This is a genomic window from Shewanella litorisediminis, assembly GCF_016834455.1.
In the GTDB taxonomy this organism is placed as follows: domain Bacteria; phylum Pseudomonadota; class Gammaproteobacteria; order Enterobacterales; family Shewanellaceae; genus Shewanella; species Shewanella litorisediminis.
The window spans coordinates 1,818,309-1,839,722 of sequence record NZ_CP069213.1; the positions used below are offsets into that span (position 1 = coordinate 1,818,309).

Genomic DNA, 21,414 nt, shown 5'->3' on the forward strand with positions numbered 1-21,414 from the left:
AAATCCAAGGAGATCCAATGTTTTACAAAATCGCGCAGTCTATCATGTTCCAAATGGATCCTGAGCGAGCCCACAATCTGGCCATTGGCAGCCTCAAGCGTACCGCTAACACACCGATGACGGCGTTTTACAGGCAGTGTATTGCGCATAAACCGGTGACTTGTATGGGGATCACCTTTCCTAACCCAGTGGGGCTTGCTGCCGGTCTGGACAAAGACGGTGAGGCGATTGACGCGTTCCACGCCATGGGTTTCGGTCATGTGGAAGTAGGGACTGTGACACCCCGTCCTCAGCCAGGCAACGACTTGCCGCGTTTGTTCCGCTTAAAGCCCGCCAAGGGCATCATCAACCGCATGGGCTTTAACAATAAGGGCGTGGACAATCTGGTTGCCAACCTTAAAGCCAAGAAAACCGATATTCTGGTTGGGGTGAATATTGGCAAAAACAAAGATACGCCGGTGGAAGAGGGTAAAAACGATTACCTGATTTGCATGGATAAGGTGTATCCCCATGCAGCCTATATTGCCGTGAATATTTCATCACCCAACACACCGGGTCTGCGTACCTTGCAATATGGCGATCTATTGGATGATCTCTTGTCATCGCTGAAAGCCAAGCAGACTGAACTGGCAGATAAGCATGGCAAATATGTGCCAATAGCACTTAAAATTGCACCGGATCTGAGCGATGAAGAAATCGCCAGTATTGCGGCATCCTTAATCAAAAATAAATTTGATGCGGCCATTGCGACCAACACCACATTAAGTCGTGATGGTGTGTCAGGTCTCGCTAACGCCAATGAAACCGGCGGTCTTTCAGGTAAACCTTTAACGGAATTATCGACCAAGGTGATCAAAAAGTTGGCCACTGAATTAAAAGGTGCGATCCCAATTATCGGTGTTGGTGGGATCAATTCATCTCAGGATGCTCTGGCTAAATTTGACGCAGGAGCCACACTTGTTCAAATATATTCTGGCTTTATTTATCAAGGGCCAAAATTAATAAAAGATATTGTCGCGTCCTATAGCGCAAAATAACATCAGAAGGATCGCGAAAGCGATCCTTTTTTCTTTTTATAGATCTAAAACGATCGTCAGTCGATCAAAGTGATCTAACTAACGTGTTGTTAAGTAAGTCATATCATTAAAAAAACTTTTTGATATTGCGTAAATAATCATCTATGATGCGATTGATAAACTTATTTACAGGTATACGTTATGTTATTAATGCCACATACGGATTGGCAATGGAGATATAACGATGCTTACGGTGTCTTAAGCGTTTCGTTAGGTTCGGAAATGGAATTTCTGACTCCTTACAAAGCCAAGCTCCTTATTCCGGACGCATTGGAAGATATGGAATTTAGCGTTGAACACGCCAAGTTCTATATTGACCTGCTCGACCGAGTACAAAAGCGCCTGAAAATAACCGATGCTGCCGCTGTTCAAATTACACTCAATGCGACTGCAGCACATTTTATGCTCAAACCTCAAATGCCCAAATCCTGGTTTTTTGATGCCAGTGATATTTGTGTTTACGCGGATATGGGTAAGATATTTGAACTCAAATGTCAGGGTGAACGCCATTTGGTGATGGTGGTTGAAAATGGCTTGCAGGCTGCTTTGGTGATGCTGCTGGGTAAAGAGTGTGACTTGGGTGACGGTAAGCGCCTCGGCCAGTTTGACACCATAAAAGTGATGCACAATCGCTTACATGAACCAAGAATGAATCGTCAAACCGTGGCGGCTTAATTTAGCGATTTTAATTTATCGCTTTAAATACATCATCTCAGATCGAGAAAGGGCGCCATGGGCGTCCTTTTTGCATTTAGGGGCTTTTCGTCATGCCTTTTGTTGCTGGTATCCTGTTGTCGCCATCGCCATAATAGGGCAAATGCTTCAAGGAGAGCCCTATGTCCATTCCCATGCTGGCCTTATTTATCCCGATATTTGCCATCACCTGTGGTTTTATTCTGCAATTTATGCGTTTGCGAGAGCGGCAGCAGCGCCTTGGCAATGAGCATAAAGCCGAACTCACGGTACTTCACGGTGAAATCAATCAGCTGAAAAGCCGGATCGAAGTGCTGGAAAAGTTGGTTACCGATGAGGGGTTTGATGTTCGCCGCGAGATAAATCGCATGAAAGGCGAATAGCAATAGAGCCTTTATCCAGGACAATCAATGCAGCTGAAGCGAATGGGGGATGCCCAAGCCAAAGTGCGTCAGGGCCCTGACCACCGGGAGGGGGAGCAAGTCACCTTCCTGGATGTAAAACAGTTTTTCGGGCTTGGTCATGTCAGGGTAGGCAGTTGGGTTTCGTCGGAAGAGTCACTGATTGCCGCCAATCTGGTGTTTGATGCACTGGCGGATCTGGCGCTGGCGCTCGGATTGCCGCCAAAGGCCTTGGGGCTTAGGGAGCGACTCAATCTTGCATTTGGCCATGGTGGCCAGCAGGGGGTAATGGCCCATTACTCACCGTCGGAGCGTACCCTCGCGCTGGCTAAACACGCTGGTGCCGGCGCAGTCGCGCACGAGTTCTGGCACGCCTTTGACCATCATTTGTGCGATACCGCCATGGATGTTGGTCGTAAACCTATGGGACGTTTTGCCAGCGAGCTTTGGCTCAAGGATGTGCCACTTCTTTGCCACCCGCTTAACGACAGGCTGGAAGCGTTGTTTAAGTGTGTGCTGCTTAGTTGCGACACAGAGCAGCCGAGTGACTATGTGCGCCGCGCCATTGCGTTGGATAAAGCCTGTGGCCGCCTTTATTTTGCCCATCCGTCTGAATTAATGGCGCGTGCCTTTGAGGCTGCCATCGAGTCCGAGGCTTACTTTGAGCACATTGATACCGACAGCGGTGAGATATATCTGGCGCCGTTGATTAATCCCTATTTAGTTACCGGGACCCATAAAACTGTTCACCCGGAAAATAACGTAAGATCAGCTCCCCAACGCGGTAATTGGGGCACCATGCCGCCGGGAGCTTTTCCCGATGCAGCTCACAGACAAGCCATTATGAAGGCGATGGCTGGCTACTTTATACCTCTGGGCAGGGCTTTGGCCAAAACCCTTCTCTGACAGGGATTTTGACAGTAGTTGTCAAAGCCGTGTTAAAGTTCGCTGTAACATTTTCAGTCGTGGCGTTAAGCTGCGCGTTAAGCACCAAAGATAAGAAAAGACAAAGGATTGCGCTAATGCCTCACCCCATTTCCATGCCCTTGTACCGGCAATCGGTATCACACCTGTACCCGCTTAACACTATTTTTTTGCCAGTTGTCCTGTGGCTGTTCATGCTGCTCAATTGCTATTCTGCTTCGCTACAGGCCGAAGAGATCGGCCCGTCTCTGTCGCGTATAAGTCTCGACAGCGAATGGCGCAGCGGTGCTTATAAGAGCCAGGGCGTGGAGTTCATTCCAGCCGCATCCTGGGTGGACCCACTCGAAGTGATGGTTCCGGACGCCTTGCCTCACGGACAAATCCGCGACGGTCTCTATAATCTGGTCGTTGATAACCAATACAAGGTGGATGCCGACGGAAAGAAAGTGCAGTTCAGTCACTATGCCGATATGGTGACTGCGCCCAAGGGGCTTGAGTCTGTCTCACAGATCCAGATTGAATTTGACCCCCACTATCAGCATGTACAATTGCATACTATCGTGGTTAATCGGGCTGGAGTGCTTATCGACAAGACCTTGGATGCCGACTTTCAGCTTGCCCGCAGCCCCGGTGCAGATGACTTGCTCTACGACGGCAGCATGGTCGCAACCTGGGTACTTAAAGACATCCGGGTCGGGGACATCCTGGAATACAGCTACAGTCGATACGGCGGCAATCCTGTATTTGAAGGGCGCTTTTTCGGTAGTCGAACACTGCAATGGAGTGTACCCGTTGCCCGTCAGCAGGTACGCGTGCTGTGGGGGAAATCCAAACCGCTGCACATTCAAATAGACAACAGCGATCTGCAGTTCACCAGCAAGACACTGGGTGCTCAGACGGACTACCGCTTACTGCTGGAACACATGCCAACCATGACGGTGCCGAGTGATGCGGCCCCCTGGTATAGCCCCTTCGCCAAAGCCTATTTCTCTGAAACAGACACCTGGGAGCAGGTGGTTGACTGGGCACTGCCGCTCTTCAGTCGGCAACAAGATGCCACCGATAATGTAAAGCGTCTGGCGCAGCAGATTGGTTCAAAGCATCAATCGAAAGAGGCCCAGCTGGTTGAGGCGCTGACGCTGGTGCAGGAGCAGGTGCGTTAGCTGGGATTGGAGATGGGTAGCAACAGTCATTTCCCCTCTGCCGCCGGCGATACCCTTAGCCGCCGTTATGGCGACTGTAAAGACAAGGCGGTGCTTTTGGTGACTCTGCTGGGTGAACTGGGCATTCAGGCGTCTCCGGCACTGGTGAATACCGACACAGGCAAGATTGTGCCGACCTTACTGCCATCGGCGGTCCGCTTCAATCATGCCATAGTGCAGGCCAGCTTTAATGGGCAGACCTACTGGCTCGATCCTACCCTGATGGACCAGGGCGATGCCCTCGGGTATCTCTATCAGCCCGACTATGGCTTTGCTCTTGTGCTGAGTGATGACACCCGTCAGTTGGTTTCAATGGCATCTGTCGCCAGTGGCAGTCGTATCCGTTTTACGGAGGAATACGATTTTTCAGAAGGCGTAAACGGCAAAGGGCTGGCCCGGATCCAGACGGCCTATCAAGGGGATGAAGCTCGGCGTATGCGCGGACGTATTGCCTCCGAGGGCATAAAGACGCTGTCGGAGCAGTATGTTGGATACTATGGCAAACAGTTTAAGGGGCTCGAGGCCGTAAAGCCGCTTGAGGTGGCAGACGACAAGGCTGGTGGCGAGCTGCGCCTTGAGGAGTCTTACAATCTGCCTGCGCCCTGGCAGCCTGATGACGAAGGCGGCTATACCGTCTATGTGTACGAAACCCAAATTTCGCCATTTTTACGTTTGCCGGAAGGGAGCGGTCGCCGTGAACTGGCACTTAAGCATCCGCTGGATATCGAAGGGGCAATCCGGCTTAAGTTTCGTGCCAATGAATGGCAGTTCGATGATGTTGCGCTGGAGGAATCGAATCCCTTTTTCGACTATCACTACAGCGTGAGCTTTGACAAAAGCACCAACCTTTTGACCTTGGGGTATCGCTACCTAAGTAAGACCGACTCGGTACCGGCGGATAAAGTAGACGACTATATTGCCGCATTGAAGAAAGTGGCTGAAACCGACAGTTACGGTGTCATAGATTACAACCAAGAGACGTCAGCAACCCAAGCGCAGGAAGATGGGGACACGGATTCTCATGTCATCCTGATTATCATCGTTGTAGGCTTTCTGATGCTGTGTGCCATAGGTTTTGCTACGGCAAGCTGGCTGATAGACGATGGCCACAGCCAGAACAGCCGCTACTACCCGGTATCGCCGCTGAAAGCCGTATTATTATCCTTGCTGACGTTTGGCCTTTACCCCTGCTATTGGACATACAAAAACTGGCAATATGTGCAAAAACAGCTGGAACCGGGCATTTGGCCAATGGCGAGGGCCATTTTTGCGCCACTTTGGTATTACCACCTGTACCTGTCGCTGGCCGCCAATGGCGATGATGATAAGCGCCGTTGGTTAATCCCAGGCTGGCTAGCGGCGCTGTTGATGCTGATTTATATCGGGGTTTCTGCGACCAAAAAGTTTCATGGTGTGAATGGGTTGGCACTGATTGTACCGGCATTGGTTATTTTACCTCTGGTGACCTACATCAATCGGCTCAACGGCCGCAGTGAGGCCTATGTTTACAACAGCCGCTGGCGCTGGCGTCACTGGTTGCTGGCGGTGGCGACTCTGCCGCTGCTTTTGTTCACCCTGGCACAGGATGTAGGTTTTACCGCCTCTGACAGAGTGATTGCAGGCAGCGATTTGTGGCAGCGCGATATCAAGTTTATGAAGCGAAAGGCCATTATCGCCGCAGATGAGAATCCGGTTTACTTCTACTCAGATGATTGGCTCAGCAATCAGAAGGATGGCAACGGCTTTACCGAGGGAAGGATATTCTCTTATTGGGTAGAAGATGGCGTTTTTTATCAGGAGACGGCGCCCTTCGACACGGTAAAAAATATCGACGTGAGTTTTGCCAAAGACGATGAATTAACGACTACCATCACTGTGTATCGGGATGATGGCAGTAATTTCTTACTCTTTGCGGCCAAGGAAGCCAGAAAGGATAGGCAGTTTGTGCGTGAACTCATTGAACGTTGGCGCAGGGTAAGGCCTCAGAGCCGAGACAATAATGGAGGGCAGGAACCATGACTCAGGTTGTGATCACAGGGGCAAATCGTGGAATTGGCCTTGCGTTGACCAAACTCTATTTGGATGCCGGCTGCGATGTGGCGGCTTGCTGCCGGACCCCTGATGAGGCGACGGCGCTTCACGCCATGATGGAAATCCACGAGGGGCTGGAGCTGTTTGAGCTCGATATAAGCGCAAATGACGCGATTGCATCCCTTGGCGACGCGTTGGCAGAACGTCCTATTCACAGATTAATCAATAACGCCGGCTACTATGGGCCCAAGGGTGTCATGCTTGGCAATACGCCCCAAGACGAGTGGCAGGCTCTGTTTGCCATTAACTGTATCGGCCCGCTCAAGCTGGTTGAAGCGTTAACCGAGGGGTTGTGTCAGGGGCAGGGGATTATCGCCAACCTGACATCAAAAATGGGCAGCATGACCGACAACAGCAGCGGCGGTGCCTACCTGTATCGTTCGGCCAAAGCGGCACAAAATGCGGTTACCAGGTCACTCGCCATCGATTTGGCACCCCATGGGGTAAAAGCGGTTGCGCTTCATCCCGGCTGGGTGAAAACCGCTATGGGTGGGCCCAATGCTTTGATTGATACCGAAACCTCTGCAGCTGGCCTATACCGGGTGATTGAGGAGCTAACCTCTGCCCAAAGCGGTGGATTTTTTGATTATCAGGGAAACAAAATTCCGTGGTAATTATCCCATCTCATTGATGTTAATCATTTTATACGCTTGAGTCCTCCCTTGGCCTGTGTCAGACTCAAGTGTGATTCACAAATGCATAACATAAATTGGGAGGCGACATGAAGCCGATGTCGAAGGTGATGGCAAGGTCATCATGGATAACACCACTTAAACTCGCAGCGGTCTTGGGGCTCTTTTTCCAGACTGCCGGGGCCAATGAATTTCGCAGTGGTCCTGTTATTCAGGGCTATGGTGAGGTGGCCAGCCGGGTTAAGCAAACCTACCCGGTCCCCAAGGATCAACGTTTTAAAGTGGTATTTGATCTGGCAACGCAGAGCGAAGAGGGCAAGATAAACCCCGGCATTGATAGCCTGGCACGTTTTATCAATATGCATGCTGCATCAGGGGTTGATCCCAACAATATTCAGCTCGCACTTGTGGTACACGGCAAGGCGGTTTTCGATGTGCTGTCGGACGATGCGCATTTCAAAAAGCTTGCCCGGGGCAATGCCCAGGCAAAGCTGCTCAAAGCGCTCTTGGATAACGGCGTTCGCGTTATGGTGTGCGGGCAAACGGCTGCTCATTTGGGTGTAGACAACAACATGTTGTTGCCCGGCGTTGAAATGTCCCTTTCTGCCATGACGGCCCATGCCGTCCTTGCTCAGCAAGGTTACAGCCAGAATCCATTCTGAGGATTGACCAATTGGATGAACACCGGCTTGGGCCGGTGTTTTATTTTGCCCCAATGGTAAATAGGGCGTCAGCGGAATCTTAAATGTGCCGTGAAGCAGCGGCAATGATGATATAGCTGGCTGAAACCGGTAATGGTACTGAATTCGCAGCGTTTTTGAATCACGGGTTATCTGCCCGCACGACAATTATCAGATGCTGAGAAGATGGAGAAACAAGATGGAATCTCGGAATGGGTTGCGGGAGCCGGATTAGTACTGGGATGTATCCGACGACGACCTTCGACTCTTTTTAGAGAGTGAGCCCGACGAGCTGGCATGCTGCGTCCGATTCTGTGCAATCAGTTTTGATTTGTCACTGAGGAATGGGTTGCGGGAGCCGGGTTAGTACTGGGCGGGCATCCGCCGACGACCTTCGACTCTTTTTTTAGAGAGTGAGCACCACGAGCTAACATGCTGCGTCCGATTCGGAGCTATCAGTTTTGATTTGTCACTGAGGAATTGGTTGCGGGAGCCGGATTTGAACCGACGACCTTCGGGTTATGAGCCCGACGAGCTACCATGCTGCTCCATCCCGCGTCCGATTTGAATGCTGCTTGTTTTGAGTCTTTCTGTCAGCCAGAAAGTTGGTTGCGGGAGCCGGATTTGAACCGACGACCTTCGGGTTATGAGCCCGACGAGCTACCATGCTGCTCCATCCCGCGTCCGATTTGTATGCTGTTTATTTTGAGCCTTTCTGTCAGCCAGAAAGTTGGTTGCGGGAGCCGGATTTGAACCGACGACCTTCGGGTTATGAGCCCGACGAGCTACCATGCTGCTCCATCCCGCGTCCGATTTTTTTACTTCATTCGAGAGGCTGTTTCAGCCCTCTGCGTCGAAGCGGGGCGAACTATAACTATCCTGTAATCCAATTACAAGGGAAATTCCTGCTTTTGTGTGTGACTGCCCAAATATCCTGCGATGTGGGGTTAAATTGACCCGATATTTGCGATGGGGGAGGATAAAGCCCGCTGGATGGTCAAAAAGGCGGCGCAAACCCAAGATTGCTTATCTTTTAAAGTGTCGAGCGGGTATAATATGCCCTTTGATTTTTCTGCAGGCGTAACTTTTCATGTTTAACTTTTTTGCTGCCGCCCCAAAGGGCTTTGAATATGCACTGGCCAAAGAATTGGAAACACTTGGCGCAGAGAACGTGCGCGAAAGCGTCGCTGGCGTGTATTTCAGTGCCACCCTGGCGCAAGGCTATCAAATTACCCTGTGGACACGCCTGGCCAGTCGCATAGTACTTATTCTCTTTACCGGCGAATGTCAGAGTGCCGAACAGCTCTATAACGCCGCTTACACCATCGATTGGCCATCACACTTCAATAATCGCAACACCTTCAGTATCGATTTTCACGGTACCGGCGGCTTTATCAATAACAGCCAGTTTGGCGCGCTGAAAATCAAAGATGCCGTGGTAGACAGATTCCGTGATGATGATTTGAGTCGCCCGGATGTGGTTAAAGGCCATCCCGACATCCGTATCGATGCCCACTATGGCCGCGGTAAAATCACCATTGGGATTAACTTCTCCGGCCCAGCACTGCACCAGCGTGGCTATCGTGGTAACACCGGTGAAGCACCGTTGAAAGAAAATCTCGCCGCCAACATGCTGTATCGCAGTGGCTGGGCCGACAATCCCGTGACCCTGCTGGATCCTTTCTGTGGCAGCGGTACCGTGCTGATTGAGGCTGCGATGATGGCCTGTGATATTGCCCCGGGTCTGATGCGTGAGCGGTTTGGATTTGAATATTGGCGCAGACATGATGGGGCCGTCTGGCAACAGGTGCTTGACGAAGCCAAGGCCCGCGCTTCCCTCGGTAAAACCCGTTGCCAGCTTAAGTTTTATGGCTCCGATATAGATTCGCGGGTGGTCGCGCTGGCCAAACGCAATGCGAACAGTGCCGGGGTGTTCGATTTTATCGACTTTAAAGTGGCCAATGCCCTGAATCTTGATCCGCCGGTGGCAGAGGGTATGGTGCTGACCAACCCGCCGTATGGTGAGCGTATGGGTAACGTCACCAGCTTGCTGCAGCTCTATTTCCAGCTAGGTGAAAAGTTCAAGCAGAGCTATGGTGGTTGGAAGCTTGGTTTGCTGTGCAGCGATATGGAGCTGGTATCGTCACTCAAACTCAAAGCAGACAAACAGATGAAGATGTACAACGGCGCCCTGGAATGTGCCTTTAATCTGTATACCTTGCATGCCACCAGTACCCGTCGCGATATTCCTGTGGATACCACGGGGCAGGGCGGCGAAATCGCTGCACCTTTTGCCAATCGCTTGAAGAAAAACCTCAAGCAGCTGGAGAAATGGGCCAAGCGTGAAGGCATCGACAGCTATCGTTTGTACGATGCCGATATCCCCGAATACAACGTTGCGGTCGACAGATACCTGGATTACGTGGTGGTGCAGGAATACGCTGCGCCTTCTGCTATTCCCGAGTCAGTAACCAAAAGACGCCTGACCGATGTACTGCTCGCCCTGCCGCGTGCGCTTGGCATTGACCCGGACAAGATAGTGCTCAAAACCCGTGAGCGTCAGAAGGGCACCAATCAGTATCAAAAGCTGGATGGCGAAAAGCTTGAGCTTGTGACCACCGAGTATGGCTGCAGCTTTAAGCTGAACCTCACCGACTATCTGGACACCGGGTTGTTCCTAGACCACAGGTTGACCCGCAAACTGGTGGGTGAAAAGGCCAAAAACAGAGACGTGCTCAACCTCTTTGCCTATACAGGCAGTGCGTCTGTGCACGCAGGTAAAGGTGGCGCCAAGTCGGTCACCACGGTGGATATGTCCAATACCTATCTCAACTGGGCCAAAGACAACTTTATGTTGAACGGTCTGATTGGACGTCAATATCAGTTTGAACAGGCCGACTGTCTGCAGTGGATCCGCGATTGCGAAAGGCAGTTTGACCTGATTTTTATCGACCCGCCCACTTTCTCAAACTCGAAGCGGATGGAAGACTCCTTTGATGTACAGCGTGACCACGTTCATTTGCTGGCATCCCTGAAAAAGCTGTTGCGTCCTGGCGGTGAAATTGTGTTCTCCAACAATAAACGCAAGTTCAAAATGGATATGGAAGCCCTCGCAGCGGCGGGCCTTAGAGCGGTGAACATTGACGACAGAGTGTTGCCAATGGACTATGCCCGCAATCCGCAGATCCATAACTGCTGGGTCGTGACCCATGGCTGAGTTTGTGTTGTACCACACCGATGGTTGTCACCTGTGCCATTTGGCCGAAGCGCTGCTGCAAGAGGCCGGGGTGACTTGCGTGATGGTGGATATTTGTGATGATGAGTCGCTTGCTGAGCGTTATGGAGTGCGTATCCCCGTACTTTTACGTAAGCAGGACGGCGCCGAGCTCGGTTGGCCGTTTGAACTTGTCGATGTGACCTCTTTTACAGGAGTCTGATGTGAGTCTTGTTCGTATCACCAATGGCTCTTTGGCCTATGGCTATGTTCCCTTATTGAAAAACGCCGACCTCAGCATCGAAGCCGGCGAGCGTGTGTGTATTGTCGGCCGTAACGGTGCCGGTAAGTCCAGCTTGCTCAAAATTCTGGATGGTGAAGTGCATCTGGATGACGGTGAGCTGAATCTGGCAACTGACGTGCGTATCAGCCGTTTGCAGCAAGACCCGCCCAAGGCGGAGTCCGGCAGTGTTTACAGCTACATCTCCCAGGGCCTGAAAGAGGCCGGTGAAGTGCTGGAGCGCTACCATCAACTGTCCCATGACCTGGCAACCGCCGATGCGACCATGCAAACGCGTATGCTCAAGGAAATGGAAACGCTGCAGGCCAAGCTTGACCATTTGAATGGCTGGCAGCTGGATAGCCGAATTCAGGCCCACTGTGTGCGCCTGGGGCTGGATCCCGATAAGCCGCTCAGCGAACTTTCCGGTGGGTGGCAGCGTAAAGTCGCTCTGGCCAGAGCCCTGGTGAGCGAGCCTGAACTCTTGCTGCTCGATGAGCCAACAAACCATTTGGATATCGATACCATCGAGTGGCTCGAGCAGTTTTTGCTGAGCTACAAAGGTGCCATCGTCTTTATCAGTCACGACCGTGGCTTTATCAACCGCATGGCCACTCGAATCCTCGATTTGGATCGTGGCATAGTCACTTCCTGGCCCGGCACCTATCAGGCGTACCTTGAAGGCAAGGCCGAATGGCTCAGACACGAAGCAGAAGCCAATGCTCAGTTTGATAAAAAACTGGCCGAGGAAGAAGTGTGGATCCGCCAGGGGATCAAGGCTCGTCGCACCCGTAACGAAGGCAGGGTGAGGGCACTCAAGGCACTGCGAATGGAGCGCTCTGAGCGACTCAATCGCCAGGGGAACGTGCGCATGAACGTCGCTGAAGGCGAGCGCAGCGGCAAGCTGGTGTTTGATGTCAGCGAGCTGAATTACAACCTGGCTGATAAAGATTTGGTGCGGGATTTTTCGGTGAGCGTGATGCGCGGTGACCGTATTGCACTGATTGGTCCCAATGGCTGTGGCAAGTCGACTCTCATTAAATTGCTGATAGGTCAACTTGAGCCCCAGTCCGGTAACATCAAAACCGGTACCAAACTGGAAGTTGCTTATTTTGACCAATACCGCGAAAACCTCGACGAAGAGAAAACCGTTGAAGAAAACGTCGGTGACGGCAAACAAACGGTCACGGTCAATGGCCGCGATCGTCATATTTTAAGCTACCTGCAGGACTTTTTGTTTTCACCCGCGCGGGCCCGCACGCCGGTGAAAGCCCTCTCCGGTGGTGAGAAAAACCGTCTGCTGCTGGCAAGGCTGCTGCTACGGCCTGCCAACCTCATCATTCTCGATGAGCCCACCAACGATTTGGACATCGAAACCCTGGAGCTGCTCGAGTCCATGTTGACTGAATACGATGGCACCTTGCTTATTGTCAGTCACGATCGGGCCTTTATCGACAATACCGTTACCAGCAGCTGGTGGTTTACCGGTAATGGCCGCTGGGCCGAATATGTGGGCGGTTATCAGGATGCTGTCGACCAGGGTGCACGATTCTATACAGAGGCGGCGGAACCTGACGGGCAAAAGAGTGTCCAAGCTCAGGCGCCTGTGGTAAAACAGCAAGCTGATGTAAAAACGCAAAAGAAACTCTCTTATAAATTGCAGCGGGAGCTGGATACCCTGCCTGAGTTGATGGAAGCCCTCGAGGCCGATATCGCAGCGCTGCAACAGGAAGTGAATCAGCCGGAGTTTTACGCTCAGGCACAGGATACGGTTAACGCGCGGCTGGCACTGCTGGGCGAAAAAGAACAGCAATTGGACGTTTACTTCGAGCGTTGGGAAGAACTCGAGTCAATGAAGTAAACCAATGATAATTATGGGAAGTTATTAATGAAGTTACAGTTGGAAAAGGCATTGTCCCTGGTGGCTGTTGGTGTGCTCGGGGTACTTGGAAGTGCTCAGGCTGCTCCGGTTTACGAAATCAAAAACATCGAAAACTACGATCTTCAAGGCACTCTGGAAGGAACCCGCAATGGTTACGCCATGGGTGTCAACGACAACAACGAATTGGTTGGGATCTCCAAGGGCCGCAAGAAGTTGTCCACTGATGACGTGGAAGGTGGCATCATCGACAGTGATGATGGGATTGCCGACGAAGAGCAAATCACCTATTCGGTAGTGTTGCCAATTGTTGCCAACAACTTTACCTTTACCGCTGCCGCCAACGGCGCTGAAGGTGCCTGGGTGCCAACCTTCGAAAGCATCAATGGCACCACACCGCCCAAAGACACAGATCTGAGTGTTCCCGAGACCATCAACTCGATAGATACCTTCTACTACGGCATTTCCGATGAGGGTGTTAAAGTCGGTGCAACCACAGGTCCTGAGAAAACGCTAGATTATACAGGCTCTTCTGACACTCAAGAGTATTGGTACTACCGGGACTTTGAATTACGTGGCGTGGCTAAAACTGCCAGCGGCGATGTTGCCCTGTTGCCACCCTATGTGGAATACACCAGCACCAAGGAAGGTGAGTCTGACAAGAAGGTCTACGTCGGTGGTTCTTCTGCTGCCACAGCCGTGTCGGGTAACCTGATTGCCGGTTATGCCAGCACTGACATCAGTCGCTATGGCGGTGAGCGTGTACAGGCCTGTTTGGATAACGCCAGTGCTGAAGGTGCTCTGCCAGTGGATATCTGCGTGCAGATTGAGCAATATCCCAACTCTGCCGGTACCCGAAACGTGCAGTATCAGACCCGCGCCTATGTGTGGCAGCTGGATAACGACACAGTGACAGGTACTGAATTGCCACTGGGTCTGACACCCGCTGCAGATTCAACTCTCACTTATACAGCGCAGGGACTTGGCATCAATGCCGAAGGGACTGTGGTGGGGCGCTCCCATGTAAACCGTAACGGGAACGAAGATTATTTCCGTATGGATGCCGCATTCTGGACTCGTAAGCAGGATGGCAGCTATGAGTACCATTGGGTGCCCGTAATCAATGTTGATGATGTCCAGAGCTCCATTGCATACGATGTCAACGACAATGGCATCCTGGTGGGTTCTTATCGCAGTTTCATTCAGGGATATCAGCGCGACAAGTTCTTCTATTTTGATACCAAGGCGGCAGATGCCAAGCCTGTGGTGCCATACGATTTCTACAGTACCCCGTCAGATCTTTCCAGCCGTGCCAAGAGCATCAATAACAAGGGGCAGGTAGTCGGTTATATCGAAACCACCCACGAGAAGGAAAAGCCACGTCCCAAGGCTGGCTTCCTGTTTGATATGAACGCGGCAGAGGGGGGCGAGTTCTCCAATCTTAATAACCTGCTGACCTGTGAGTCGAAGGGTTTTGAGCAGGGCAGTGAAGGTAAATGGCAACGCCATCAGATCGAAGTCGTAGACGGCAGTGGTAAGACCCTGACCTACAGCGCCGATATCCAGATTGTTGAAGCCAACAGTATCAATGAAGCGGGCGTTATTGTGGGTACAGCCTTTGTGCGCAAACCGGTTTACAAGGTTGATGACAAAGGTCTGCCAGTGGTCGAAAACGGCAAGTTTGTGTTCGAACTGGATGGCAATGGGAATCCGGTGACGTCTTATCTGCCGCGTGCTGTGGTGCTGGAACCGGCAGGCAGTGGTGCGGTGGCTTGTACCGAAGTGGATGAAAACACCGGTGGCGAAAAATATGAGCGTCAGGGTGCCGCCAGTCTGTTCGCTTTACTGTTGCTGCCATTGGTTTGGCTCCGTCGCCGGGTACGCTAAAACCAGCAATCAAAAATCAGGGGCCTTAGTGGCCCCTTTTTTTCTTCACTGTCTCAATAGCTTAATATTTACTCGGTAAAATCGAGTGTTTTTTTGATTGATCTCGTCTCTGAAAAGTTCTATTTCTACAGGTGAAGCTGTTGCTTCTTGTTTATGTAGAACAGAGGACGCTTGCATGAAGAGACAAAAAAGAGATCGCTTGGACAGAGCTTTTGCTAAGGGCTTTCAGGCCGGAGTGGGTGGTCGTTCAAAGGAGATGTGCCCCTATTCCAATCTTGATTCGCGTTCACAATGGCTGGGAGGCTGGCGCGAGGGGGTAGATGGCCGAATAACCGGACTCTTTACCAAGTAATCACGTAATGCAGCTACTTGCCCTCCCTGAAAAGAGGGCATTTTTGTGCCTGCCGGGCAGTGTCGTGGTTTCGGCAAGGTGCGACACAGCTCAAGAAGAAAGCGACTGGGTCTGGCCAAGCGTACCAAGGTAGACATGGAAGCCGCGCAGGCACAAATAAAAACACCGGCATAAGCCGGTGTTGTCGTTTTTGTATCTGGCTCAGAAGGTGGAGGTATCGGTAAACACACCCACTTTCAGATCGGTGGCGGAATAGATTTCACGGCCGTCCACTTCCAGAGTTGCATCGGCAATGCCCATCACAAGCTTACGGTGAATGGTGCGCTTGATATTGAGCTTGTAGGTCACTTTCTTGGCGCCTGGCAGCACCTGACCGGTAAATTTAACTTCACCCACACCCAGGGCTCGACCTTTGCCCTGAGCGCCTTCCCATGCGAGGAAGAAACCCACCAACTGCCACATGGCATCAAGGCCAAGACAACCCGGCATCACAGGATCTTCAACGAAGTGGCAACCAAAGAACCAGAGATCCGGATTAATATCCAGCTCTGCTACTATTTCTCCTTTGCCAAAGGCGCCGCCGTTGTCGTTAATGGTCACGACGCGATCGATCATCAGCATGTTGTCCACGGGCAGACGGGGAGAATTTTTGCCAAGAAGCTCGCCATGGCCGCAGGCGATCAGTTCTTCTTTGGTGTAGCTGTTTGCTTTAGTCATTGTAATAGTTACCACTCCATCATTAAGAGTGCCAAAGATTAGCGAACACCTGTACGCCAAACAAGTCCAACCACCGATTTAGGCTCTGGAAAATGGCCATTTTGCGAGCAGGGATGCAAAGATCCCCGTTGGCTCATCCATAGGCTCATCACCCGCCAGTTTATCCAGTCTGGCCTGTACGAGGCCATAAAGCGTATTCTCAGGGAAGTTATGCTCTTCATCGGCCTTACCCGCAGGAAGGGCCATCAGCAGCTCCACGGCCTCATCCATGTGCGCGACCTGATAGATATGGAACAGCTCCTTGGAAACGGCATCTATGACTTTTTTATCGAGGTTCAGTTGCAGCATATTGGCCTTGGGGATGATCACCCCTTGTTCGCCAGATAGACCGCGACGTTCACACAGATTGAAAAAGCCTTCGATTTTTTCGTTAACGCCGCCGATTGCCTGGACATTGCCAAACTGATCCAGGGCGCCTGTAATAGCAAGTGATTGTTTTATCGGTTGCTCAGCGATGGCGGACATCAAACAGCAATACTCGGCGAGGGATGCACTGTCGCCATCAATTTCCTGATAAGACTGCTCGAACACGATATTGGCGTTCAGGTGAAGTGGTGCGTCCCTGCCAAAAATGCGATACAGGCAAGCGGAAAGGATCATCATGCCTTTTGCATGGATATTGCCGCCCAGTTCAGATTTGCGTTCAATATCGGCAACTTCACCATCACCATAGTGCACAGTTGCGGTAATTCTGGCTGGCTCACCATAGGCATAATCAACGCTGTCGATGACTGTCAGGCCATTAATCTGGCCAATCATTTCTCCGCTGGTGGGAAGGTTGATAAAGCTGTCATCAAAACTCTGGGCCGAGAAGCGCTCTGAGCTGTTGTGGCGCCGGGTAAGTTGCTTAATGGCCTTGTCGATGGCACTGGAATCCAGTCTGTCTGAGCGGCCATACACTGCAGCCTGGGCGAACAGTTGTACCATGTCCTGGCCAGACAGTGACAGGCGCTGCTGATGTTCACACTCCCTTGAGGCAAAGCTGAACAGGGGGGCCATGGCTGAATCGTCCAGCTGGAAGCCACACTCATGAGCCAGGGCTTTCAACCACAGGCCATACTCCTGCTCGGATTTGACCGTCAGGTTGAGCTCGTGGGCCATTTCACCCAGAAGGGGAAAGTGGCGGCTGAAGCTGCTGTCATGGGCTCGCAGTTCAGAATACTGTAGGGCACTGCCAACCAGGATAATGGTTGATTGCAGCGGAACCTGCATATCCTTGCCAACACGATAGCTGCCTTTATCAAGCACATCCAACAGCAATTGCCAGAGTCCTTCGCGTCTGTAAATGGCCTCAACACAGATAAAAACATAGGGGTAACTGGCCAGGGCGCCGGGGCGGTATTGGGGCTTACCATTTGCGTCTTCCGCCATGAAGCCCAAAAGGTCTGCCCGTTTTATCTGGTGAGCCAGTACAGTGAAAAGTCCTTGCTCTCGGGCGAGGGTGCCATGCTCTCCTTGACGCGCAGTCTCCCAGACCAGTTGCGTGCCGGCTTCATTACGTCGTGCTACCAACTCTCTTGGCGGAACCGGTGCCGATTGGGCCAGTGCACCGAACAATGATTCCCGGTGCACGCCCGGGAAATCCGCCAAAAACAGGTGCTGAGATGGGATTTGGCTTGCCAGGGTAAAGGCGTCGAGAAGCCTGTCCTGGCACAGCAGCAGATGCCCTATACCGGGATTGTCTGACAGGCCACTTGGAAGATGAAAGGCAGGGCTTAGCCGCTCGGCGGCAATCAAAGATGGATGCATAAAAGTCATTGAAAAATCATCGTTGGGCGGATTTTAGCATATCCTTGCTCCTTGTTATCACTCTCTTGTGAGCCGGTAAGGGAAGGTATTTCTTCTTCGCTGTACAAAAACAGATCCATTTGGATAAAGCATAAGCAATCGATTGTTTTTTTGATAAAAGAGGTTTACAGCTCGCAGTCTCAGGGATATTATGCGTCTCGTTCGGAGGGGTGGCAGAGTGGTTTAATGCACCGGTCTTGAAAACCGGCGTGGGTTTATAGCCCACCCAGGGTTCAAATCCCTGCTCCTCCGCCATATTAAGAAAAGGCGCTGTCTCAGGACAGCGCCTTTTCGCTTTTACCTGCCTTCATTTCCATTGGGCTGACTATCAGCCGTCATGTGCGCTCTGCATTTCATGCCTTCATCTCTGTGCTGTAATCAATCTTTGTTGCGTTGGTGTTCGTTTGAAAGGCACTGCTTACCGACTGTTTTTACTTTTACTTGTTGTGCTTTTACTTGGCTGTACCGGCTGTTTTCTATCCGTCCGTGGCCTATTTTCAAGATCCCAATGGCGGAATTTTTGCCTCAATCACTTGTTCTTGCTGCTCAAATGAGCAATCGGCACAAATTTGCAAAATTGGGGTTTACAGCCCGGGGGCTCACGGATATTATGCGTCTCGTTCGGAGGGGTGGCAGAGTGGTTTAATGCACCGGTCTTGAAAACCGGCGTGGGTTTATAGCCCACCCAGGGTTCAAATCCCTGCTCCTCCGCCATATTAAGAAAAGGCGCTGTCTCAGGACAGCGCCTTTTCGCTTTCTGGACTTTCCTGTCGTCTCCCCGGTTCTCTGCTCCTGAATCCCTGCTGACGGTCGCCCATCCTGTTTCGCCTTCATAATCCGTCACGTCGCAGCCATGGCGGTAATTTATACACAGGGCAAAGCATCTGATTTACCGCACAATAATGCGGTAACTGCCCAATGCAAAATGCGCGGGAATTCTTTGCCAGTCACCTATACTTTGGGATAAATTAACGCTGCTGGGCGCAAGGAGCGTGGTCAGCTACGTAAAAACAAAAATAAACAGGGTGGTGCAACTTGATTTCTGTATATTTGGTCGACGATCACGAGTTGGTGCGTACCGGGATCCGCAGGATCCTGGAAGATGAGCGGGGTATCAAGGTTGTGGGTGAGGCCCCAGATGGCGAAACCGCCGTAACCTGGTCCAAACAGAATGAAGCCGACGTTGTACTGATGGACATGAATATGCCCGGTATCGGCGGTATTGAAGCAACCCGTAAAATCCTGCGTTATCAGCCCCATGCACGGATCATCGTGTTATCCATGCACACTGAAGATCCATTCCCGACCAAGGTGATGCAAGCCGGTGCTTTTGGTTACCTCACCAAGGGGGCCAAGCCGCCCGAAGTGTTGCAGGCCATTCGCCAGGTTGCCTGTGGTCAGCGTTATTTGTCACCTGAAATCGCTCAGCAGATGGCGCTGAGTCAACTGACGCAAACGGACGAAAATCCATTCAAGCAGGTATCAGAGCGCGAGCTGCAAATTGCCATGATGATTATTAACAGCATGAAGGTGAACGATATTGCCGAGCAGCTGAACCTGAGTCCCAAAACGGTGAACAGTTACCGCTATCGCTTGTTTGCCAAGTTAGGGATAAGCAGCGACGTTGAACTGACCCGTCTGGCTATTCGCCACAAGATTATCGATCCCGGCAAGTTTTAAGCGTGTTTGACCATAAAGCCTTTTTAAAAACGGTTTCCAGTGCCAGCGGTGTCTACAGGATGTATGACGCCTCGGCAGAGGTTATCTACGTTGGTAAGGCGAAAGATCTGAAAAAGCGGTTGTCGTCCTACTTCAGGACCAATCTGCCCAACATCAAAACCCAGGCACTGGTTTCCAACATCGCCAACATCGATGTGACTGTGACTCACAGTGAGACTGAAGCCCTTATCCTGGAAAATGATTACATCAAGCAGTACATGCCCAAATACAATGTGCTGCTCAGGGACGATAAATCCTACCCCTATATTTTACTCAGCGGCCACAAACATCCGCGACTGGCCTACCACAGGGGCGCTCAGCGGGAAAAAGGCGAATACTTTGGGCCTTATCCCAATGGCGGCGCGGTGCGCGAAAGCCTCAATCTGATGCAAAAGCTGTTTCCCATTCGCCAGTGTGAAGACGCCTATTACCGCGCGCGCTCACGGCCCTGCCTGCAATACCAAATTGGCCGCTGCTCAGCGCCCTGTGTGGGCAAAATTTCCGATGAAGACTATGACGAACAGGTACGGCTGGCAACCTTGTTCCTCCGGGGCAAGGACCAACAGGTTATTGCCAGTTTGGTCAGTAAAATGGAAGCCGCTGCTATCGCAATGGAATACGAGGCGGCGGCCCGCTACCGCGACCAAATTCAGGCGCTTCGTAAGGTGGCCGAGCAGCAAAATGTCTCGGGCCAACAGGGGGATATGGATGTCATCGGGGTGAATTACGCCTCGGGTATTGCCTGTTTCCATATTCTGTTTATCCGTGAAGGCAAAATTTTCGGCAGCCGCAGCTACTTTCCCGCCGTGCCCGATGCCACCGAGCTTGGCGAAGTGCTCCGTGCCTTTATGCTGCAATTTTATTTGGGGAATGAGGCGCATCGCAGCATTCCCAAAGAAGTCTTGCTCGGGGAGGAGTTTGAAGACTTGCACGAGCTTGAGGCAGCGATGCAGGACTCACTGGGCCACCGGCTTGAAATTAAATCCAAGGTGAGGGCAGAGCGGGCGGCGTTTTTACGTCTGGCCAATACCAATGCTGCCAACGCCGTTGTCACCAAGCTGGCACACAAGAGCACGGTTGAGCAGCGCATGGAACTCCTCGAGGAGGTGCTGGGCCTCAGTGCGCCTATTCAACGCATGGAGTGTTTTGATATCAGCCATACCATGGGGGAAAGCACAGTGGCTTCCTGCGTGGTCTTTAACCGCGAAGGCCCCAATAAAGGTGAGTATCGCCGCTATAACATCAGTGGCATTACCGGGGGAGATGACTATGCGGCCATGGCGCAGGCGCTGACACGACGATTTGATAAAATCGAACGAACCGGCAAGGTGCCCGACGTAATCTTTATCGATGGTGGACTTGGGCAGCTAAGAGCGGCCATGTCCATAGTAAAAGACAAGTTTGCTGAGCTCGAACGCCAGCCGCTGCTGGTTGGGGTTGCCAAAGGGGAAAGCCGCAAGCCCGGGCTGGAAACCCTGATTTTTGGCGGCAGCGAAGCCGAGTTTTCGCTGGAGTCTGATAATCCGGCTCTGCACCTCATCCAGCATATTCGTGATGAGTCCCACCGCTTCGCCATCACCGGCCACAGGGCGAAAAGACAGCAAACCCGCAATACCTCGACCCTTGAGTCTATCCCCGGAATTGGTCCAAAGCGGCGTAAGGCGCTGCTGCAATATCTCGGTGGATTACAGCAGGTTAAAAATGCCAGCGTGGCTGAGCTTGCCAAGGTGCCCGGGATCAGCGCAGAAATGGCGCAAACTATCCACGACGCATTGCGGGGGTGACAAAAATCAGGCAAGATTGGCGCTGCTTTCGAACT

The 21,414-nt window shown here is 51.8% G+C and carries 17 protein-coding genes and 5 tRNA genes; 17 read left to right on the top strand and 5 right to left on the bottom strand.

The window, feature by feature from the left end; all coding sequences use genetic code 11:
* Positions 1-17: 17 nt before the first annotated feature.
* From pyrD to JQC75_RS07910, 8 genes are all read left to right on the top strand, one after another.
* Complete coding sequence (gene pyrD, locus JQC75_RS07875; protein ID WP_203326857.1) at positions 18-1,037, top strand: quinone-dependent dihydroorotate dehydrogenase; 1,020 nt, start codon at positions 18-20, stop codon at positions 1,035-1,037.
* A 180-nt stretch (positions 1,038-1,217) separates the two neighbouring features.
* Positions 1,218-1,751: a cell division protein ZapC gene (locus tag JQC75_RS07880; RefSeq protein ID WP_203326858.1), complete on the top strand. Its 534-nt coding sequence runs from the start codon at positions 1,218-1,220 to the stop codon at positions 1,749-1,751.
* A gap of 161 nt (positions 1,752-1,912) precedes the next feature.
* Positions 1,913-2,152 carry a hypothetical protein gene (locus JQC75_RS07885; RefSeq protein ID WP_203326859.1) on the top strand — a complete coding sequence of 80 codons (240 nt, stop codon included), beginning with the start codon at positions 1,913-1,915 and terminating at the stop codon, positions 2,150-2,152.
* 42 nt (positions 2,153-2,194) lie between these two features.
* Positions 2,195-3,076 carry a CLCA_X family protein gene (locus JQC75_RS07890; protein ID WP_420832830.1) on the top strand — a complete coding sequence of 294 codons (882 nt, stop codon included), beginning with the start codon at positions 2,195-2,197 and terminating at the stop codon, positions 3,074-3,076.
* Between the two features lie 116 nt (positions 3,077-3,192).
* A complete protein-coding gene (locus tag JQC75_RS07895; protein ID WP_203326861.1) occupies positions 3,193-4,257 on the top strand; it encodes a DUF3857 domain-containing protein in 1,065 nt (354 codons plus the stop codon).
* Between the two features lie 12 nt (positions 4,258-4,269).
* Positions 4,270-6,315: a transglutaminase-like domain-containing protein gene (locus tag JQC75_RS07900; protein WP_203326862.1), complete on the top strand. Its 2,046-nt coding sequence runs from the start codon at positions 4,270-4,272 to the stop codon at positions 6,313-6,315.
* A complete protein-coding gene (locus tag JQC75_RS07905; RefSeq protein ID WP_203326863.1) occupies positions 6,312-7,001 on the top strand; it encodes an SDR family oxidoreductase in 690 nt (229 codons plus the stop codon). Before JQC75_RS07900 ends, JQC75_RS07905 begins: the two co-directional genes overlap by 4 nt.
* Before the next feature lie 107 nt (positions 7,002-7,108).
* Positions 7,109-7,681 (top strand): DsrE family protein, encoded by a 573-nt coding sequence (locus tag JQC75_RS07910; protein ID WP_203326864.1) that lies wholly within the window; start codon positions 7,109-7,111, stop codon positions 7,679-7,681.
* Positions 7,682-8,180: 499 nt separating this feature from the next.
* Here the strand turns inward: JQC75_RS07910 and JQC75_RS07915 are convergent.
* The 3 genes from JQC75_RS07915 to JQC75_RS07925 form a co-directional block, all read right to left on the bottom strand.
* A tRNA-Met gene (locus JQC75_RS07915) sits at positions 8,181-8,257 on the bottom strand.
* A gap of 48 nt (positions 8,258-8,305) precedes the next feature.
* Positions 8,306-8,382, bottom strand: a tRNA-Met gene (locus JQC75_RS07920).
* 48 nt (positions 8,383-8,430) lie between these two features.
* A tRNA-Met gene (locus tag JQC75_RS07925) sits at positions 8,431-8,507 on the bottom strand.
* A 282-nt stretch (positions 8,508-8,789) separates the two neighbouring features.
* Between JQC75_RS07925 and rlmKL the strand changes: the two genes are divergently transcribed.
* The 5 genes from rlmKL to rmf all read left to right on the top strand — a co-directional run bounded on the left by rlmKL (position 8,790) and on the right by rmf (position 15,311).
* Positions 8,790-10,916 carry a bifunctional 23S rRNA (guanine(2069)-N(7))-methyltransferase RlmK/23S rRNA (guanine(2445)-N(2))-methyltransferase RlmL gene (gene rlmKL / locus JQC75_RS07930; RefSeq protein ID WP_203326865.1) on the top strand — a complete coding sequence of 709 codons (2,127 nt, stop codon included), beginning with the start codon at positions 8,790-8,792 and terminating at the stop codon, positions 10,914-10,916.
* Positions 10,909-11,136, top strand: coding sequence for a glutaredoxin family protein (locus tag JQC75_RS07935; RefSeq protein WP_203326866.1), 228 nt, complete (start codon positions 10,909-10,911; stop codon positions 11,134-11,136). The genes rlmKL and JQC75_RS07935 overlap by 8 nt, the downstream gene beginning before the upstream one ends.
* A gap of 1 nt (position 11,137) precedes the next feature.
* Positions 11,138-13,054, top strand: coding sequence for an ABC transporter ATP-binding protein (locus JQC75_RS07940; RefSeq protein WP_203326867.1), 1,917 nt, complete (start codon positions 11,138-11,140; stop codon positions 13,052-13,054).
* A 27-nt stretch (positions 13,055-13,081) separates the two neighbouring features.
* Positions 13,082-14,959, top strand: a complete 1,878-nt coding sequence (locus JQC75_RS07945) for a DUF3466 family protein (protein WP_203326868.1) — start codon at positions 13,082-13,084, stop codon at positions 14,957-14,959.
* Between the two features lie 175 nt (positions 14,960-15,134).
* A complete protein-coding gene (gene rmf, locus JQC75_RS07950; protein WP_011759719.1) occupies positions 15,135-15,311 on the top strand; it encodes a ribosome modulation factor in 177 nt (58 codons plus the stop codon).
* A 201-nt stretch (positions 15,312-15,512) separates the two neighbouring features.
* Here the strand turns inward: rmf and fabA are convergent, their stop codons facing one another.
* Positions 15,513-16,028, bottom strand: a complete 516-nt coding sequence (gene fabA, locus JQC75_RS07955; protein WP_203326869.1) for a bifunctional 3-hydroxydecanoyl-ACP dehydratase/trans-2-decenoyl-ACP isomerase — start codon at positions 16,026-16,028, stop codon at positions 15,513-15,515.
* Between the two features lie 78 nt (positions 16,029-16,106).
* Positions 16,107-17,837 (bottom strand): S16 family serine protease, encoded by a 1,731-nt coding sequence (locus JQC75_RS07960; protein ID WP_203327160.1) that lies wholly within the window; start codon positions 17,835-17,837, stop codon positions 16,107-16,109.
* A gap of 203 nt (positions 17,838-18,040) precedes the next feature.
* Between JQC75_RS07960 and JQC75_RS07965 the strand changes: the two genes are divergently transcribed.
* The 4 genes from JQC75_RS07965 (at position 18,041) to uvrC (ending at position 21,379) form a co-directional block, all read left to right on the top strand.
* A tRNA-Ser gene (locus JQC75_RS07965) sits at positions 18,041-18,131 on the top strand.
* Between the two features lie 368 nt (positions 18,132-18,499).
* Positions 18,500-18,590, top strand: a tRNA-Ser gene (locus tag JQC75_RS07970).
* A 321-nt stretch (positions 18,591-18,911) separates the two neighbouring features.
* Positions 18,912-19,556: a UvrY/SirA/GacA family response regulator transcription factor gene (gene uvrY / locus JQC75_RS07975; RefSeq protein ID WP_203326870.1), complete on the top strand. Its 645-nt coding sequence runs from the start codon at positions 18,912-18,914 to the stop codon at positions 19,554-19,556.
* A 59-nt stretch (positions 19,557-19,615) separates the two neighbouring features.
* Complete coding sequence (gene uvrC / locus JQC75_RS07980) at positions 19,616-21,379, top strand: excinuclease ABC subunit UvrC (protein ID WP_239002141.1); 1,764 nt, start codon at positions 19,616-19,618, stop codon at positions 21,377-21,379.
* The last annotated feature ends 35 nt before the right edge of the window (positions 21,380-21,414 follow it).

What these genes read in the sequence shown, in the direction of transcription:
- JQC75_RS07895 (WP_203326861.1), top strand. Translation starts at nt 3,193, where the DNA reads ATGCCTCACCCCATTTCCATGCCCTTGTACCGGCAATCGGTATCACAC.
- rlmKL (WP_203326865.1), top strand. Translation starts at nt 8,790, where the DNA reads ATGTTTAACTTTTTTGCTGCCGCCCCAAAGGGCTTTGAATATGCACTG.
- JQC75_RS07945 (WP_203326868.1), top strand. Translation starts at nt 13,082, where the DNA reads ATGAAGTTACAGTTGGAAAAGGCATTGTCCCTGGTGGCTGTTGGTGTG.
- JQC75_RS07885 (WP_203326859.1), top strand. Translation starts at nt 1,913, where the DNA reads ATGTCCATTCCCATGCTGGCCTTATTTATCCCGATATTTGCCATCACC.
- rmf (WP_011759719.1), top strand. Translation starts at nt 15,135, where the DNA reads ATGAAGAGACAAAAAAGAGATCGCTTGGACAGAGCTTTTGCTAAGGGC.
- JQC75_RS07905 (WP_203326863.1), top strand. Translation starts at nt 6,312, where the DNA reads ATGACTCAGGTTGTGATCACAGGGGCAAATCGTGGAATTGGCCTTGCG.
- JQC75_RS07900 (WP_203326862.1), top strand. Translation starts at nt 4,270, where the DNA reads ATGGGTAGCAACAGTCATTTCCCCTCTGCCGCCGGCGATACCCTTAGC.
- JQC75_RS07880 (WP_203326858.1), top strand. Translation starts at nt 1,218, where the DNA reads ATGTTATTAATGCCACATACGGATTGGCAATGGAGATATAACGATGCT.
- JQC75_RS07890 (WP_420832830.1), top strand. Translation starts at nt 2,195, where the DNA reads ATGGGGGATGCCCAAGCCAAAGTGCGTCAGGGCCCTGACCACCGGGAG.
- fabA (WP_203326869.1), bottom strand. Translation starts at nt 16,028, where the DNA reads ATGACTAAAGCAAACAGCTACACCAAAGAAGAACTGATCGCCTGCGGC.
- JQC75_RS07910 (WP_203326864.1), top strand. Translation starts at nt 7,109, where the DNA reads ATGAAGCCGATGTCGAAGGTGATGGCAAGGTCATCATGGATAACACCA.
- pyrD (WP_203326857.1), top strand. Translation starts at nt 18, where the DNA reads ATGTTTTACAAAATCGCGCAGTCTATCATGTTCCAAATGGATCCTGAG.
- JQC75_RS07960 (WP_203327160.1), bottom strand. Translation starts at nt 17,837, where the DNA reads ATGCATCCATCTTTGATTGCCGCCGAGCGGCTAAGCCCTGCCTTTCAT.
- JQC75_RS07935 (WP_203326866.1), top strand. Translation starts at nt 10,909, where the DNA reads ATGGCTGAGTTTGTGTTGTACCACACCGATGGTTGTCACCTGTGCCAT.
- uvrC (WP_239002141.1), top strand. Translation starts at nt 19,616, where the DNA reads ATGTATGACGCCTCGGCAGAGGTTATCTACGTTGGTAAGGCGAAAGAT.